Raw genomic sequence first — 18,294 nt, forward strand, 5'->3', positions numbered from 1 at the left:
AGATTAGTAAAGCAAAATCTTTTTTACTTTCTTTGCCAGTGAGGAAGGGAACTCGGTTTCAAGTGAATCCAGTTTAACCCATTTAAAATCGATATCTAATGTTTTTAAAAAAGATTCCAATTCCTTTGTCTGATTTAATTTCAAATGGGGAACAGAATATTCTAATTTATGATGTGTGATAGTATGTTTAATGGTTCCTAAGTTTTGGCTTTGCCCTTTCAGAGATCCTAAAAAGTGAAAAAAATCGGAAGGTTTGTATTCATTGTTAGGTAGTTCACCTAAAAAGCCATAGGGAAGATGGAACATACCTTTCAAAAATCGATTTTTTGGTTCCTTGATGAGGAGGTAAACATCATCCTTTTGGACAATCCATATTTCACCTTGCAAAACAATTTGCTTTTGGTATTTCTCCCGAATGGGAATTTCTTTTGTTTTCCCATGGATTCTAGCAAAACATCCTTCCATGAGTGGGCAGACCAAACATTTAGGAGATTCGGGTAAGCAGATGGTTGCCCCAAGTTCCATCATGGCTTGGTTATGGTCGCCTGGAAATTCTAAGTTTAAAAATTCATTTGCCTTCTCTTGGAGCTCTAAATCTGCCTTTGGACCGAGAATATTTTTCGTATAACCAACGTAACGCGAAAGTACACGTTTTACATTTCCATCAAGTACTGCATACGGTAAATCATAGGCAATGGATAAAACAGCTCGTGCTGTATAATTTCCAATTCCAGGTAATTTTAAAACTAACTCTAAGTCTTTTGGAAAGGAACCATTGTATAAACTGACAAGTTGGATGGCTGCTTTTCGGATGTTCCGAGCACGGCTATAATACCCAAGCCCCTTCCAATGGGCGAGGACTTCTTCTTCACTTGCCTTAGCTAACTCTTCAGGGTTTGGAAAACGATTGAGGAAATTTTCAAACAAAGGTAACATCGCAGCAACTCGAGTTTGCTGCAACATCACCTCAGAGATCCAAATGGGATATGCTTGTTTCTTTTTACGAAATGGTAGATCACGTTTGTGTAATAAATACCAATCGTGAAGTTTTTTCTGTGGGCTCAAATGTCCGAATCTTGGATGCTATAACGAAGAAAGGTATTACAACTTCCTTCTTCTGTATACCGAACCAAGTCATAGTCCAAACGTGTGGATCGGAAGAATTTGGAGTGAGCCAATCGTTCTCGGATTTCCTGTCGGATGTGGTCACGAGCTTCTTGCCTTTTATCATAATAGGCAGGTGATAATATTTCACTTTTGTAAGACAAATTTCCCTCACGGTAAATCGCTACAGTGACCTGCACTCGGTATTTGCGTTGTAATCCTTGTTTTACTTCCGTATTCATTGGTTCCAAAAAGCCCAGGTTTTCTTCCTAAATTGATTTTCGGTTTGGAAGGGAGTGAAATTGAAAGCCACAGATTTTTTTCATACTGCTTGCCCAAATTTTCGAATTTAATTTCCTAGATAATGAGAACATAAGATTCAAATGAGCACCAAATATAACGAATCGCCATTTTTTTACAGAAGAAGACCTACAAGAGAAGTGAAAGTGGGAGATGTTGGAATTGGAGGAAAAAACCCAATCCGCGTCCAATCCATGATCACATCTAACACAAGAGATACGGATGCAAGTATCCAACAAATCTCAGATTTAGAGAAGGCAGGATCGGAAATTGTTCGCCTAACAGTTCCTAGTCAAGCGGATGCTGACAACTTACCAAATATCCGAAAACGAATGAAAGAACTTGGTCTAAAAGTCCCTCTTGTTGCAGACATCCACTTCACTCCCCAAGTTGCTCTCAAATGTGTGGAATGGGTTGAAAAGGTGCGTATTAACCCAGGAAACTTTGCTGACAAAAAAAAATTTGAGATCATCGAATACACTGACAAAGATTATAATGAAGAATTAGAACGGATTGAAGAAGTATTCACACCCCTTGTCTTAAGAGCCAAAGAACTTGGTGTTGCGATGAGAATTGGCACGAACCACGGAAGTTTATCGGATCGTATCATGAATCGATTTGGGGACACACCTCTTGGAATGGTAGAATCCGCATTGGAATTCATCCGGATCGCTGAAAAAAATTCTTATCGTGACATTGTTGTTTCTATGAAAGCATCCAACCCTCAGGTGATGATACAAGCCTATCGTATGTTAGTTGCCAGGTTTTATGACTTAGGAATGGATTATCCACTCCACTTAGGTGTGACCGAAGCCGGGGATGGTAAAGACGGAAGGATTAAATCGGCTATTGGAATTGGAAGTTTACTCGAAGACGGTTTAGGTGATACGATCCGAGTCTCCTTAACAGAAGATGCAATTCATGAAATCCCTGTAGCGAAGGAACTGGTTAAAAAATACAACGATCTATATTTCGCTTCCTTAACAGCCAAAGAAAATCCATTGATACGGGAAAGTATTTATACGGAATTTCGTGATCCTTTCCAATACGCTCGTTTTTACTCCAAAGAAATTGCCGTTGGAGAAACAAAAATTGGAGATACAAATCCAGTTCGAATTGAGTCCTGTTTTCCTTTTTTTGGCGAGGGAACTGCAGAAGAAGTCCTCCATCTCATCCAAAGGGGAAACAAATCAGGTCGAGTACCAGAACTCATTCATTTTAACATTGATTCCGAATTAGATTTACTAACGCTTGGAACGATGGTGAGGAGAGGATCCTTTCCTTTGCCTGTTTCCTTCGCACTCTCTGAAGATCTCATGTACCAATATGATACTTTTGCTGAGGATTTGTATAAATTTCAAAAGTGGGTTATCTCCCCTTCTCTCTTTTTAAAGGAATCGGAAGAATCCTGGGATGATCTTTTACAATTTGTATTAAGATACGCCAAAGACAAACGATCTGTAGAATGGACCTTTTCATCATCTAACATAGAACATGTGTCTATAGTCTTAAAAGAATGCAAAAAAAGAAAAATTGAGAATATCCTTTTTTCAACTTCAGACGGTGACTTACTTACGATTCGAAAACTTGCATTTTTATTAAGAGAATCTGATTACCCTATCGTTTTAAATGTTTCAGGTAAAAAGAAAGACCGACTGATGTATGATGCTTCCATCCAAGCTGGGGGAAGTTTATTGGATGGGATTGGAGATGTTTTAAGACTATCCTATGGTGACGGAGAAGCAGAAGAATGTTTGCATTTAAATTTTGATATCCTGCAAGCAACTCGCTTAAGACTCACCAAAACAGAATACATTTCCTGCCCATCTTGCGGAAGGACCATGTTTGACCTACAAACAACAACAGCAAAAATCAAAGAAAAAACAGGGCATCTAAAAGGTGTGAAAATTGCTGTGATGGGATGTATTGTCAATGGACCCGGTGAGATGGCAGATGCTGATTTTGGATATGTTGGTGCAGGAATTGGTAAAGTCCACCTCTACAAAGGGAAAGAAATTGTAAAAAAAGGAGTCTCTGAAACGGAAGCTCCCGACCTACTCATCGAACTCATTCGCGAAAATGGGATGTGGAACGATCCAGAATAAAAAATAGTTTCCTTTTGTTTCTTCCATCTGTAACTTCACCCAGGTGGAAGAAAAAGAAAAAAAAGAAATTTTATCCAAAATCCAATCGATGGAGAAGGAACTTTTTTTCTTAAAAGAAAAAGTCCTTTCTCTCTCAGAATCTAAAGTGATTTCCATATCGGAAACTTCCGACATTCCAAAACAAACACTTGTTATAGAAGATACAAACCCCATCTCAATTGAAGAAGGCCCCAATTGGTTCATCCAATGGATTGGACAAAATTTATTTGTAAAACTAGGTGTATTTTCACTCATCCTTGCTTCTATTTGGTTTTTTTATCTAGCAATCGAAGAATATTGGATCAACGAATCAGTTCGCATTTGGATTGGTATCCTCTCATCTCTTCCAATCCTTTGGTATGGATACAAAACAAGGGAATCAAGGCCTTATCTTTCACCAAGTTTACTTGGTCTAGGGATTGCGGTTTTATTTTCTGCCTACTATTCAGGATATGTTTGGTATGATTTATACGGAACAGAAACTTGTTTTGTAGGACTGATCCTTTTAAGCCTAACAGCTGTTGGAATTTCGTACGCAGAAAAAAGCGAAGTTTTATTTGGATTTGCGAGTTTGGGTGTGTTTCTTTCCCCCATTTTAGTTTCCACAGGGCAAAACTCCTATCCATTTTTATTTACCTATTTACTCATATGGAATGTTTTATTCTTTTACATCCGAAAGGAAATGCCTTGGAAGGTGATCCCTTTACTCATCCTAATTGCAAATCATTTAATCTTTGCCACTTGGGCAGAATCGAAATTAGAAGAAGCTAGAATCTTTTTCCCATTCATCTTCCAATTGGGTGTGTACCTTCTATTTTTAGTTCGCGAATTCGAAGTATTGAAAAAAAACATCGAAAAGAATCCAAACCTAACCTTAATTACAATAGGACTTACTTTAGGTCTTGGTTTTATACAATCCTTTTGGATTTTTGAAATTTTTTATCCAACATTAAAACCGTTTCTTCTAACACTTGTTCTTATCGTATTTTATGGAATTTACCAAAGGTCTCTCCGTGATATCACACTTACAAGCGAAACAAAAAAAGTGTACGATATCATTAGCCTTTTTGGATTACCACTCATTATCAGTGTGATTGTGATGGGAATGACAGGCAAAGTATTGGCATTTAGCCTGATTAGTTTTGCTTTTGTTGTGACAATAGCAGCAACATATTCTAAACAATTGTATATGTATTTAGCAACATTCCCTGTTTGGTTTTTTGCTCTGTTTTATATTTTTGCGTTTACCTATCGTTCATACAATGAAGTTCCATTTCTAAATGGTAGGTTTCTTATTTTTACAACAGGTAGTTTGTATTTGGTTTTATCGTATTGGTATAGTAGACAGTTTTCCAATTTTTCAAAACTGTTCCTCTACGCCGCCTATCCTTATTTCCTACTGGGAAATTTTGTGGAAATCCATTTGGGTTTTCCTGAAGAAAAACGAATGTTTTTATACACAATATGTTTGATCTTCTATGGATTTGGAACACTAGTGATTGGATTCAAAAAACACATCCACTCCATAAAGGTGGCAGGTTTTGTTTCTTTGGCACTTGTCGTAGCCAAATTTTATTTATATGATTTTTGGAACTTATCCTTGGGATACCGAATCCTAGCAGGTTTGTTTTTAGGAATCACTCTTATTATTACAGGAACGTTTTACAATCGAATCAAAAAGGAAACTACATGAAAACTTTATTCCCAATTTCATTACTGATCATATTACTTACGACAACTTCCATTTTCGCAAGGCCCTTACCTGTCGAAAATTTTAAATACAAAAAAGACATCACACTCCCTTCCAAACTTTCTGAAAGTCGGATTGTAAAAGTGTTACTCGATGAAGAGTTTTATAAACATTCATTTTATGGAGACCTTCGTTTGACTCTAAATGGAGAGATTGTTCCTTACAAAATCCAAAATGCAGAAGAAATTAGCAAATACACGGAAAAACTAAAACCAGAGTTACTATTCACCAAAAAAGATGAAATGGAAATTTATGTGTTAGAACTACCGAAACTTCCAGAAGGAATGTCCTATTCAAAATTAACAGTAACGAGTTCCTATGATTATGAAACATCAATTACTCTAAAGTTAGGTGATAATCCGGACAGTTTTGCTGAAACTAAAAATGTATTTTTGTACAAATATGGATCACAATCATCTGGAGAAATTGATTTAGGAAATACCAAATACAGATATGTTCGATTGGAAGTGGAAAATGGATCAAATTTAAAATTTCCTTCTGTCACCAGGACCAAAGAAAATAAACATTTATACTTTGAAAAAACCCATCAGATACCCAATCCATTATTGGAAGAAAATGCCGTGCTTTTTACATTTCCAAATGAAAACCAAAGTAGTTTCCAAAACATCAAACTATCCTTTGAAGAAAAAAATTGGGAACGTATGATTACAGTTCGAGGGAAAATCAATAAAAAAGAATGGGACACAGTCTTCCAAGGAACCATCAATCATGATGAAAAAGAAGGAAATTTTGCTGAGATCCCTATCTCTTCTCCATTGAGTTCCGAATTTACGCTCCAAATTGAAGATGGTGAAAATCAAACCTTACACTTAAAGGAAGTAATCACTGTACAACCATTAGAGGAAATTTTATTTTTTGCAGAGAACGGCACCAAAGATGCAAATTACAGTTTGTATTATGGAAATCCATACCAGTGGCCTGCCAATTTTGATCCATACACATACCCATCCTCTGATGAATTGAGGGAAAAAACTCCGATGGAAGGCAAACTGACAAAAGAAGTGGAAAATGTTGAATTTGGATACAATTTGATTTACCCTCCTATTTCTGGTTATATTACAACTGGACTTTTTTATCTCGGAATTGGAACACTTCTTGTGTTTATCTTTTCTATCTTAAAATCAAAACGACTTGTTGCCAATGAATCAGTCTAACAACGATACTCTGGAAACAGGTTCAAAAGGGGTGAATATGAAACAATTAAAAATAATAACAACAATGATAGGTATGATTTCCTTACTCATCGTCATGAATTGTACGGGAACAAGGCCAGACAATTTGGGAATTCGATCGGGAAAGTTATTGGAATGTCCTAAAACTCCAAACTGTATCAGTAGTTTTTCAGATCCTACTGACAAAGAACACTATCGAAATTCGGTGCCTTATCAAAAACCAACAGTAGAGGCAATTTCCATATTAAAGGAAAGAATTCTAAACCATCCAAGAACCAAAATCATCAAAGAAGAAAACAATTATTTGTATATTGAATTCACAACCCTTATCATGCGTTATGTGGATGATGTAGAGTTTTATTTTGATGAAAAAACAAAACAATTACACTTTCGATCTGCATCTAGACTAGGAAAGTCTGACTTGGGATTGAACCGTAAACGAATTGAAAGTCTTTTAAAGGACATTCAGATTTAGTTTCTTACGTTTCGTCAACATACCTCAAAAGAAAAAGATACGATTCCATACTGAAAGAGTCTAGAATCGTATCGGAATTGATTATTTCTTTTTGTGAATTTCCTGTAATGAATTTACTGAATAACCTTTATCTTTCATTTCCACAAGTCCATGGATCAGAGCTTTTGCAGCTTGTGATGTTGTAAGGCATGGAACTTTGTATTTAATTGCCGCTTGGCGAATCGTAAATGCATTTTCTCTTGTGACTCTAGACAAAGGAGTGTTGATGATCAAATGGATTTTTTTCTCTTTGATATAATCAATCACATTTGGAAAATAACCATCATAGATTTTATTGATTTTACTCGATAAAATTCCATTATCAGATAAAAACTTATGAGTTCCCTCTGTTGCAATGATGTTATAACCCAAATTGGACAAGGACCTAACTGGTTCTAATAATTCTTTTTTGGTCTTATCATTGATGGTAACAAAAACGGTTCCGTGTTTTGGTGGTTCTTCACCTGCCATAATCTGCGCTTTGACAAAAGCTTCTCCCTTTGTGGAGGCAACTCCCATCACTTCACCTGTAGATCTCATTTCTGGTCCAAGGATTGTATCAACACCAGGAAATTTACTAAATGGTAAAACTGCTTCTTTTACAGTGATCATTGGTGCAGAAAACCGTTTCCCTAATTTGAAAGAGGCCAAAGTTTCACCTAACATTAGTCGAACGGCAATCTTCACAACAGGGATTCCGATTGATTTTGCAACAAAAGGAACGGTTCTTGATGCTCTCGGATTTACTTCTAAGACATAGAGAGTCTCATCTTTAATCGCATACTGCACATTGATAAGACCCTTAACATTTAATTCTAAAGCAAGTCGATACGTAGCTTCTTCAATTTCTTGGAGCATCCGTTGGGAAATACTTTGAGGGGGTAAAACACAAGCAGAATCACCTGAGTGGATCCCTGCCTCTTCAATATGTTCCATAATTCCTGCAATAAATACATCCTTGCCATCACAAAGTGCATCTACGTCGACTTCCGTTGCATCTTGCAAAAAGGAATCTACAAGAAGTGGTCTATCTTCAGAAACCTCTTCCGCTTCTTCCATGTATTTGTCTAGTTCCGTTTCTTCATTGACTATCAACATAGCTCGACCACCTAACACATAGGAAGGTCGAACAAGCACTGGGTATCCAATTTTTCTTGCAATTTCTCTTGCTTTGTCTTTGGAAGAAGCAATTCCGTTTTCTGGTGATTTTAAATTTAATTTATCCAATACTTCAGCAAATCGTTTTCGATCTTCTGCTCGATCAATGGAATCAGGACTTGTTCCAAGAATTGGAACTCCTCTTTTTTCCAAGGATTTAGCCAGTTTGAGTGGGGTTTGCCCACCTAACTGCACAATCACACCATCAGGCCTTTCCTTTTTGAAAATTGCCATCACGTCTTCTAAACTGAGTGGTTCAAAGTACAACCTGTCTGAAGTATCGTAATCTGTGGAAACTGTTTCTGGATTGGAATTTACCATGATGGATTCAACACCTGCTTCCTGTAAGGAAAATGATGCATGGCAACAACAATAATCGAATTCGATCCCTTGCCCAATTCGGTTTGGTCCGCCACCGAGGATCATAACCTTTTTCTTAGAAGTCACATCAGATTCATCTTCTTCGTCATAAGAAGAATACATGTAAGGAGTAAATGCTTCAAACTCACCAGCACAAGTATCAATTCGTTTGTATACAGGTTGGATTTTCTTTTCATCTAAGTAAGATTCGATTTTTTCTTCTTCTTCTCTAAGAGTTTTATCAACCTTCGCTTTGGTGATATCAATGGCTGCCCCACTTCTGACTTGGGCTAAAATTTGTTCTTCTTTCGAAAGGAAAGCAAGTTGTCTATTGGAGAAACCTGCTTGCTTCATTTCTTCAATGATTCCATTTCCGTCTTTTCGATATTTATTTTCTAATTGGAAAAGTTCTTCAAATTGGTATAAAAACCATGGATCGATTTTACAAATTTCATGGATTTCTTCGACACTCATTCCAAAATCGAATGCCATCTTTACATAAAAAATTCGTTTGTCAGTTGGCCGTTTGACTTTCGCTGTTAACCATGTTTTTCTTTCTTCTTTTGGAACAGCTTCCCATTCCATCAGTTCTTTTAAATACCCATCACTTCCAAAACCAAATCGATCTGTTTCAAGGGAACGTAATGCTTTTTGAAAACTTTCTTTAAAGTTTCTACCGATAGCCATTGCTTCCCCAACAGCCTTCATTTGTACACCCAATGTATTGTCAGAACCTGGGAATTTTTCAAAAGCAAATCGAGGGATTTTGGTAACTACATAATCAATGGATGGTTCAAAACTAGCAGGTGTTACTCTTGTGATATCATTTCGTATTTCATCCAAAGTGTATCCGATGGATAACAATGCTGCAATTTTTGCGATGGGAAATCCAGTTGCTTTTGAAGCAAGTGCTGAAGATCTGGAGACCCTTGGGTTCATTTCGATGACAATTACATCACCATTTTCTGGGTTCACAGCAAATTGAATATTAGATCCACCAGTTTCTACACCAATTTCCCTGATGATATCGATCGACATATCACGTAATCTTTGGTATTCTTTGTCACTTAACGTTTGTTGTGGAGCAACAGTAATGGAGTCTCCTGTATGAACACCCATTGGATCCAAGTTTTCAATGGAACAAATGATCACCACGTTATCATTTAAATCTCGCATTACTTCTAACTCAAATTCCTTCCAACCCATTACGGATTCTTCTACAAGGATCTGGGAAATAGGAGATGCAGATAATCCTTTTTGAGCGATATCATCAAATTCAGATTCATCATAACAAGTTCCACCACCAGTACCACCTAAAGTGAATGCAGGGCGAATGATGATGGGAAATCCGATTTCGTCTTTTGCTTTTCTCGCTGCATCCATGTCGGACACCATAAAAGACTTCGCAACTCGGATCCCAAGTTTTTCCATCGCTAGTTTAAAGAGTTCTCTATCTTCTGCTTTTCGAATTGCTTCTACTTTTGCACCTATGAGTTCTACATTGTATTTCTCTAATACACCTTCTCTATGTAAGGCGAGTGCTAAATTGAGCGCCGTTTGCCCACCCACTGTTGGCAAAATGGCATCTGGTTTTTCTTTTTTAATGATTTTTTCGAGAACAGGAACGGTGAGAGGTTCAATGTATGTGGCATCAGCAAGGTCAGGATCAGTCATGATGGTCGCAGGATTTGAGTTCACCAAGATGACTCGTATCCCTTTTTCCCGAAGTGCTTTTGTTGCCTGAGTTCCTGAGTAGTCAAACTCACATGCCTGCCCGATGACGATTGGTCCGGATCCGATGATCAATATTGATTTTAAGTCGTTACGTTGCGGCATAGTTTCCTCTTTTTTTCTTATTAATTTTCATTGATATCTGATAAAGAACTGGGGATTAAATATTCTCCTGCCAGTGAAGCACTCTCCCACTTCACTACAGTTTTATATAAGGTTTCTCTCATTTTGGAAGCCATTGGATGATTGGGGTATAAATTATTTTTGTTCAATGGATCTTTCTTTCGATCATAGAACTCAAACCTGACACCTTCCCTCGTGGGAATATAGATCAATTTGTAATTTGAATTTTGAATGCTTCTGTGTTTTGAAAATGCTATCGTTTCACGATAAATGGGATCAGTGATCATGATTTGGTAGTCTTCTTCCGGAACAACTTGGTGCAGTGATAAAATATTCGGATATGGGATTCTCTGTTTTTGGAAAAAATGGTTACCAACATCGGAAAACCAAATTCCAGTCTCAGAATAAACAAATCGATCTTCATTCCAGTCCTTTTGCCCAAGAATGGTTAATAAGGATTTGCCTGGGTATTCCAATTGGGAAGGGATTTCAAAATAATCCAAAAGAGTGGGAACTAAATCAATACTGGAGGTAATGCCATCGAAATTTTTTTCAATCGGGGGAACGGATTCAAACTTGGATGATTTCGGAAATTTGATCATCAAAGGGACATGGGTGACAGATTCACCACGAAGGTGTTCACCATGCCCTTGCCCATGGATGTCTTCATACAGTGCTTCTCCGTGATCGGCAGTTAAAATGATGATCGCATCATCATAAATTCCTTTTGATTTTAAATAACCAACCATTTCACCAAATTCTTGGTCAAAGGCATAAACTGCGCTATCAAATAAGCTTCGGATTTGAGAGATTTCTTCCTGATTGGGAAGACTGGAATCCGTCGGATCTACAAATTTAAGATACTTATATTTCCCATAATAATGAGGATTCGTAAAACGTTTGTAATGTGGGTAGGCAGGTGTGTATGGAAAATGGATTACACTGGAAAAATAGGTAATGGAATAAGGAGAGTTTCCTCTTTCACTCACCAAAGAATCAAAGCGTTTGAGTAAACGATCCCCATCTCCCCAAGTGGAAAGTCCATCAAGTTCTTCTAAGTATTTTTCTCCCGAAAACCAAGAACCTACAAGGAATGGCATCATTAGAATTTGTGTTTCTGCTGTCCTTTGGACCGTCATGATCCTTGCATTAAAATTTGGAGCATATACTTCATCAAAACCAAAGTTGGCTCTTGGAAATATGTCAGCGGCAAAACTACCAATGGCAAAATGATCGTATCCAATTTTTTTTAGGATTTGTTGGAGTGTTGGAAAGGAAGGAGACCCAATCCTTTGTTTTTCTTCCGGTGACGGAAACATGTCTCGAACTTTATGTTCCATCGAGTATTTACCAGTTAGAGTGTCTGCCCAACTTGGGAAAGTTCGTGGAATCGTTGTATGGTGGTCATGAAATACAAAACTATCTTTTGTAAATAAATCGATATTGGGTGTGATGGATTGGCCATTGATCTTTGCACCAATTTTATCGTAACGTAATGAATCTGCAGATAAGATGAAGATAGGTGGTTTTCCTTTTTCTTCAGAGTAACGGAAGGAAGATATTCCCATCCATAAACTTGGCAAACCATATAAAAACAAAAGGAAAATGAGTAATACGCCATATGTTTTGATATGAACATTCTGATAGTGTTTCCCTTGCAATATCACAAAAACAAAATAAAGTAATCCAATTAAGTACAATCCATTGGAATGGAGAAAGCCTAACACCAAAACATGTAAGATGGCAAAAAAACTTTCTTTGTTTTTATGAAGGTAAACATGGCGGCCTAAAATTACAAAGAGAAGTAAAACCAATATCCCCAAAACAAAATTGAGAAACATTGGTGAGATGGTATCAGTTAAAAAATAAAGAAATGGTGCAAAACTAGGATACCGAAAGAAGAAAAATTCCCCATAAATTTGAGGGAACATGATCATTGATTGGAAAAGAGCCAAACATTCGATGAATAAAACACTTCCAACCAAGAAATACCATTTAACAACTGAACGATTCCATAAGGAGAAACCTAAGTTCACTAGTGAGAATAAACTTGTATGGATAAAAAGAGAAACGGCAAAAACCTTAGCCGTAGTGGTCAAATAAACACCAAAAAAGGCACCTAAGTATTGTTTAAGGAAGTCGCCAACGTCGACACCCATAATTGTAAAGCTGGTATTAAAGAGGAGAAAGAATAGATAAAAAAAAACTGAATAATAGAGGGAAATTTTAAAAATTCGGATGGGGAAAAAAGGGGCTTGGTTCGGACCCATTAGAGTCATCATTCCAAACCCACTTTATCCGTAAACTTTTCCTAGTCCTTATTTTCCGAAATCCTCACGATTTCGTTAGGCCATTCTGCATGTGTTTCAGGCGAATACATGGCTTCCACACGTGTTGGAGGTAGGACAAAATTCCCCACGTGATTTAGGCGGTAACTGTGTTCAATCACATGTTTTCCCTTGGGCAGGTACTCAAAATAAGCACGGTAGAGGGACAAGGTTTTTTCCTCAAAACTTAAGTAATAAGAAGTATCTCCTGGTTTGTCTTGGTTTACCTGTGATTCTCGCCCAAACCCACGCCCAAGAGGAAGGGATCCAGGTGGAATTGGATCTTCCACAACCACCCAAGTTTTATCGGAGTCTGCCTCAATTTCCAGTCTGACTTTGATCGTATCTCCTTTGGATAAAACACCTGGTTTTGCCATTTGTACAGGTTCAAAAGAACGTTTGAGGCGGTAACCACTGGAGATAGGAGTTTGTAAAGGAAGGACACTTTGTACAGACCATTCCAACCAAGGTTTTCCTTTTCCATCATAACTCACAGTGAAGGTTTCAGGGTTCATACCAAGAGTTTGTGTGACGGTTTGTTTGCCATTGGGTTCCAAACTTAATGTTTCTTTTTCTGTTTGGATTTTGACTTTCCCACCACTTACCTTTTCACCTTCCAGAAGTTTACTCACACGATCAAAAACTAAAACAGAATAAGCATTTCCAAGTGTACTATCATACCTTCCTTGTTTTTGCATTTTGACAAACGCTTTGACAATCCGTGGCATATCTTTTTTGTAAGCGGGTTCGGAGATGGACCATAACAAAAATTTTGCCATAGTATAATCCCTACTTCCAAGAATCCACCATGGGTTGGTAAAACCAGAGTCAGCAATGATTAACTCAGAACCTTGCAAATTTAATTTTGATCGCAAAACACTGTACAGACGATTATTTACTTTTGGATCCGCTCCATTCACACGATTGTAAATATCAGATAAATCAATGAGTGATGCAGTCGGTAAAAATTCCAAGTTATCAAAAATGGGACGCACTTGTTCCCACTCATATGTTTGGTAACGAGTTAAGGCTTCCCAAACGATGATTTTTCTGACAACAAGATCGGCACCAAATCGATACCTTTCTCCATAAACCCTACCTTCCAAAAATCCTTGTAAACCATTCATAATCTTTGATAAAACTTCATCCGGTATGGTTTTGTTTGTTAGTTTAGCGGATGTTAAAACATATGCAGAAAGTAATTCACTTCCATAATCCATACGTGCAAAATACTTCACAAGTCCATCTGAATCTAAAAATGAATTTAAATCTGCTAAAACATCATTCCATAAAACGTCTGAACGTAAACCTATCGCTTTTGAAACTCTTTGTTCCATACAAGAATAAGGATATGTTTGAAAATACTTTTGGATTCCAGATGTACTTGTTAAAATTGTAGGGGAAGCTTTCCAAACCATCTTTCCTGTATTTGGTTTAGAACCTGGAGGAGTTTGTGCTGATTCCTTAAAAGGTGTTTCATATAACAGAAGTCCTGCTTGGTACACTCTTTCTGTAAAAGCAGGTATCACATTTTGTTCAACGGACAAAGAATCCATCACTGTTCCGTTAGGTGAAGATACTTCTAATGAAAATTTACGTTTTACGATCTCTTCCGGAACCGTCAGATCCCAAGTGATCACTTTTGATTCCCCGGGAGATAACATAGCCGATTTGGTTTCTAATTCCGTTTTGAATTCGGAACCATTTTTCGTATCGACTACGCTCAGTCGAAGCCTAAGTTGTTCTTTGGTTTCGCTTGCATTACGCAAAGTCACTTCGTGTTGTAAATTATCTCCCATCCGAACAACGGGAGGGATTCCAGAGAATGTTTGGATTTTTTGGGATGTTTGGATTTTTGCCATCCCTGTTCCAAATTCTTTAGGACCAGAACTAGCAACGGCAACAATACGGAAACTGGTGAGTGAGTCGTTTAATGGAAAACTAAATTTATACTTTCCATCCTTTCCTACAATGACCTTTCCTTTCCAATACAGTAGAGTTTCAAAAAGAGAACGAGTGGATTGTTTTCCTCCTCCACCACCTTCAGGTTTTGCTTTGAGCCCAAAGTGACGTTTCCCAATGATTTGGGATTGGGCTGTTGAAGTGACAACTTGCAGAGGTCTTGTCCCCATCATCGCATCTAATAAATTCCAAGTTGGATTGGGAGAAAGTTCTAATAATGCTTCGTCTACAACTGCTAATGTAACCTCAGTTGACTCTGTAGGAATTTTACCATCTGATGATTTAATTTCCAATTCCACTTCTGCTGTTTCTCTAACCTGGTATTGTTTTTTATTGGGAGTGACAGAAACGGACAAACTGTACGGCTTGTATCCAACCTTCAACATAGAAAGCCCCAATCGGTAACTAGGTTTGGCTAAGTCAACAAGGCCTGTAGGTTTAGGATCACCCATTCGCCCACGCACAAGAAAAACAGAAACGTAAACATTGGGAGCATATTCTTTTTTGATCGGAATGTTGATAAAAGGATCTTTTCCACTCACTGGTGTAACAAAATAATCAATCACACCTTCTCTCTCTAAACTGACAAGAGCAGTTCCTTCGCGGAAGGGAGATCTCACTTGGACTTTGATGGTATCACCAATTTCTACTGATCGTTTTTCAGGTAAGATGTCCATTCGGTTATGATCACTTACATCAAACCAAACTTCTTCCTTAGAACTCACCCATACATTATAAGTAGAGTTTGTTTGATTTCCATTTTTATCTTTTGTTTCCGCCACAAAAACGATGTCACCGGTAGCAGGTGATTTTCCTTCACAAATGAGAATCCCTTTGTTATCAGTTTTTCCTTCACAAAACTCTCCTAACTGATTCACTTCTTCATAGTGTTCATAAGCATAAAATCCACCAACGAGACGTTTTCGATTGGAATAAAATTCTTTTTTGTATGCGTTTACTTTAATTTTCTGCGACGGAACAGGTTTGTCTTTTGCATCCAAAACAACTAACTGTAGTTTTACTTTGTCTTCTGTGAAATACCATCCATCAGGTAAAATTCCTAAATGAACTTCAGAAAGTGAAACTGGAAAACTCCTTGCGATTGTATGGATTTCTCCAGTAGGATCTGCATATTCCATTTCCACTTGAAAGTTACCATAACCTGGAATGGATTTTAGATTTTCAAATTTGTATTCTAAAAATCCTTTTGTATCCATTTTTGCATTTGTGGACAACACCTTTGGTTTTGTTTCTTCCACTTCTTCTTCCTCATACCCACTCACCTTCCACTTTCCTTCTTTGATGGTTTCTGGCGAAAAGGTAAATTCAGAATATTCTTCTTTTGGACTATAATAACCAGGTACCACTTGTGAACGGATTTTCACAGGAACAAGAGAGGCACCACCTCCCGAGAGGTATTCCAATCCAAAAAGAACTTTTGTTTCTTTAGGAGATACAAGGTTTTGTGATTCGGAAGATAGTTGGATATTCCCCTTTAGGACGGGTAGACGAAATTCCTCCACACGAAATTGTGTGATGGTTCGTCCATAACTTGTGTCCTCTTGGTTGTAAGGATAGGTGACTAAATAAACACCGTGTTTTGCATTTTTGGGAATTTTAAACTCGGACTCAGCATGACCTGGGAATGACCAAACTAGAGGTGTTGTATAACTTTCTCCTGAACCTTCATGTTTAATGACAACGGTATTTGGATAGTCTTTTGGTTCTGCAGGGATTAAACCCTTATTCCCAAAACTTCGTCTAACGTGTTTCAGGTGAACTGTCTCTCCTTTTTTAAAAAGTGTACGATCGAGAACAATTGATTCTAAATAATTGGCATACCCTGCACTTGTTTGAGGGAGTTGGTAACGCCAACTTTCAATTCCTTTTTCCCATGTACTGGAAGTAAAACTGATATCATCATTTTTTTGAGCAAAAACAGTAAGACCAGAACCTAACTCATGATAACCACAATAAGGCACTTCTTGGAAATTGATGTTTCCAAAAAGCATAGTTCCATCTTTTCCAGTGATCCCAGCTCCTCGTATATTACCGCTACAATCTAAAATTTTAATTTGTACACCAGCTTCAGGAAGACCTGTATCCAAACTTGTCACCCAAACTAAACTTGTATCTTTCCCCCATTTAAAATGAGGAGATAAATTAGTAACAAGGGCTGCACTCGATACATACATTTTTTTTCCTTCACCTTGTGCAAAGAGATGGTTTGCAAGTACTTCGCTCGTTAATTCAACTACATAAAAACCTGGTGAATCAAAAGGAATTCCTACGACTTCCATTGGTTTTTTGCCATTGGGTTTTGGTAGTTGGAAGGAATTTACTTTTGCATTGGAGGCAGGTGATTGAAAAACAGATTGGTTCCTTTCGACTTTGGATAATGTTTGAAACCACTTTTGGATTTCCACGATGTCCATTGTTTTTTGGCTTTTTGCACCCATTCCTAAGGAAGTCGATTTGACGGGGAGACTTGCTTCTAAGTTTCGTAAGGTGACTGGAAGAGCAGGATTTGCTTTTGACTCCAAAATTCCAAACTTTGCACTGAATTTTGCAAGCGGTGGAAACTCATCTGTTTTAAATTTTAATGGGAAGGCAGCACTATTCGCCAAACTTCTGTTTGCATCATCAACTATGTCGGGAATTTTAATTTGAAACTCGGTGTTTTCTGGGAAAGGACCAGGAAAACTTACCCAATCCGAATATTCGTTTCCTTTGTTAGTCACTTTTTGTTTTGGATATTCCTTTCCATCCTTATCTACCAATTTAATTTTTTCAATTAACTCTTGTGAGACGGGAGAATTAAAAGATAAACTTACTGGAAGGATTGGAATACAATTTGCATCAGCTGTTGTCCTCTCACAACTAAAACGTGCAGAAAATACGGGTCTTACTGTGAAAGTGAGAACTTCATCTTCTGGAATGGCACCACCCCATATAGACTTAATGCCTTTCCCAAGAACAAGTTGGATTTGTTTTTCTGGCAAAAACGTTTGTTTGGCTTTTAAAACAATGGTTTCTTCTTTGTCCTTTTTACCCATCGATTGTAAGAAAGTTTTTCGTTCAGAACCAGAGATGAGAACCACTGGAATTCGATTTCCTAATTCTTCCGAACGGAAATAGGCAAATTTTTGAAAACTACCAAGGTCGGGTTTTCCATCTAAGTGTAATAAAAATACTTGGTCTTCCGCAATTGTACTTTCTTGGTAAGGTGTTGCGTACTTAACTGATGGACCACCTGTGTGGAATCCAAACGATCTTTCTCCTTGTATTTTCTCTCCGCTAAATGACTTAATTCCCTCTTTTAATACAAAGGAACATTCCACTCCACCTGGTAATTCTTTTTCAAATTCATACACCCAAGTGGTAGAGTCAATGAAGCGACTGGTTCCAGGAAAAGGACAATTCACTTTGAAAATTTCAGTTTCTGGGCGGACATCACCCAGGGCCACCATGGGTTTTGTAAAACGTGCTGTTACTTGTTTGGGTTCTTTGATAAAACCGTTGGGAGTAAAAAATTCAATGGAAGGTGGAGTCGCTTGGGAAAAATCGGATCTCACCAAAATAAGCGAAAGAAAAACGGACAAAAAAATGCGGAATCGAAAGAACATGG

Annotated in this window: 9 protein-coding genes; 4 read left to right on the plus strand and 5 right to left on the minus strand. The window is 37.6% G+C overall.

Annotated elements, in window-relative coordinates:
• Positions 1–3 precede the first annotated feature (3 nt).
• On the minus strand, positions 4–1,065 hold the full coding sequence (mutY, locus tag ND855_RS10270; protein ID WP_265358254.1) for an A/G-specific adenine glycosylase: 1,062 nt from the start codon (positions 1,063–1,065) through the stop codon (positions 4–6).
• Complete coding sequence (locus tag ND855_RS10275; RefSeq protein ID WP_265359380.1) at positions 1,062–1,346, minus strand: hypothetical protein; 285 nt, start codon at positions 1,344–1,346, stop codon at positions 1,062–1,064. The genes mutY and ND855_RS10275 overlap by 4 nt, the downstream gene beginning before the upstream one ends.
• Positions 1,347–1,487: 141 nt before the next feature.
• Here ND855_RS10275 and ispG point away from each other — a divergent pair, with 141 nt between their 5' ends.
• From ispG to ND855_RS10295, 4 genes are read left to right on the plus strand one after another with little or no spacing between them, the layout of a single operon-like run.
• The gene (gene ispG / locus ND855_RS10280) at positions 1,488–3,509 is read left to right on the plus strand and encodes a (E)-4-hydroxy-3-methylbut-2-enyl-diphosphate synthase (protein ID WP_265358255.1); all 2,022 of its coding nucleotides are present in this window, start codon (positions 1,488–1,490) and stop codon (positions 3,507–3,509) included.
• 43 nt (positions 3,510–3,552) lie between these two features.
• Positions 3,553–5,241: a DUF2339 domain-containing protein gene (locus ND855_RS10285; RefSeq protein WP_265358256.1), complete on the plus strand. Its 1,689-nt coding sequence runs from the start codon at positions 3,553–3,555 to the stop codon at positions 5,239–5,241.
• Positions 5,238–6,473 carry a hypothetical protein gene (locus tag ND855_RS10290; RefSeq protein ID WP_265358257.1) on the plus strand — a complete coding sequence of 412 codons (1,236 nt, stop codon included), beginning with the start codon at positions 5,238–5,240 and terminating at the stop codon, positions 6,471–6,473. The genes ND855_RS10285 and ND855_RS10290 overlap by 4 nt, the downstream gene beginning before the upstream one ends.
• A gap of 37 nt (positions 6,474–6,510) precedes the next feature.
• Positions 6,511–6,966 (plus strand): DUF1499 domain-containing protein, encoded by a 456-nt coding sequence (locus ND855_RS10295; protein ID WP_265358258.1) that lies wholly within the window; start codon positions 6,511–6,513, stop codon positions 6,964–6,966.
• Positions 6,967–7,047: 81 nt separating this feature from the next.
• On the opposite strand, the gene carB is transcribed toward ND855_RS10295, so the two are convergent.
• From carB to ND855_RS10310, 3 genes are read right to left on the minus strand one after another with little or no spacing between them, the layout of a single operon-like run.
• Positions 7,048–10,359, minus strand: a complete 3,312-nt coding sequence (gene carB / locus ND855_RS10300; protein WP_265358259.1) for a carbamoyl-phosphate synthase large subunit — start codon at positions 10,357–10,359, stop codon at positions 7,048–7,050.
• A 20-nt stretch (positions 10,360–10,379) separates the two neighbouring features.
• The gene (locus ND855_RS10305; protein WP_322113569.1) at positions 10,380–12,647 is read right to left on the minus strand and encodes a sulfatase-like hydrolase/transferase; all 2,268 of its coding nucleotides are present in this window, start codon (positions 12,645–12,647) and stop codon (positions 10,380–10,382) included.
• 41 nt (positions 12,648–12,688) lie between these two features.
• The gene (locus tag ND855_RS10310) at positions 12,689–18,292 is read right to left on the minus strand and encodes an alpha-2-macroglobulin family protein (RefSeq protein WP_322113535.1); all 5,604 of its coding nucleotides are present in this window, start codon (positions 18,290–18,292) and stop codon (positions 12,689–12,691) included.
• Between the last annotated feature and the right edge of the window lie 2 nt (positions 18,293–18,294).

It is taken from the genome of Leptospira paudalimensis, assembly GCF_026151345.1.
In the GTDB taxonomy this organism is placed as follows: domain Bacteria; phylum Spirochaetota; class Leptospiria; order Leptospirales; family Leptospiraceae; genus Leptospira_A; species Leptospira_A paudalimensis.

Coding starts and splice junctions, on each gene's coding strand:
- ispG (WP_265358255.1), top strand. CDS start 1,488: ATGAGCACCAAATATAACGAATCGCCATTTTTTTACAGAAGAAGACCT.
- ND855_RS10305 (WP_322113569.1), bottom strand. CDS start 12,647: ATGGGTCCGAACCAAGCCCCTTTTTTCCCCATCCGAATTTTTAAAATT.
- ND855_RS10310 (WP_322113535.1), bottom strand. CDS start 18,292: ATGTTCTTTCGATTCCGCATTTTTTTGTCCGTTTTTCTTTCGCTTATT.
- ND855_RS10290 (WP_265358257.1), top strand. CDS start 5,238: ATGAAAACTTTATTCCCAATTTCATTACTGATCATATTACTTACGACA.
- ND855_RS10295 (WP_265358258.1), top strand. CDS start 6,511: ATGAAACAATTAAAAATAATAACAACAATGATAGGTATGATTTCCTTA.
- ND855_RS10275 (WP_265359380.1), bottom strand. CDS start 1,346: ATGAATACGGAAGTAAAACAAGGATTACAACGCAAATACCGAGTGCAG.
- carB (WP_265358259.1), bottom strand. CDS start 10,359: ATGCCGCAACGTAACGACTTAAAATCAATATTGATCATCGGATCCGGA.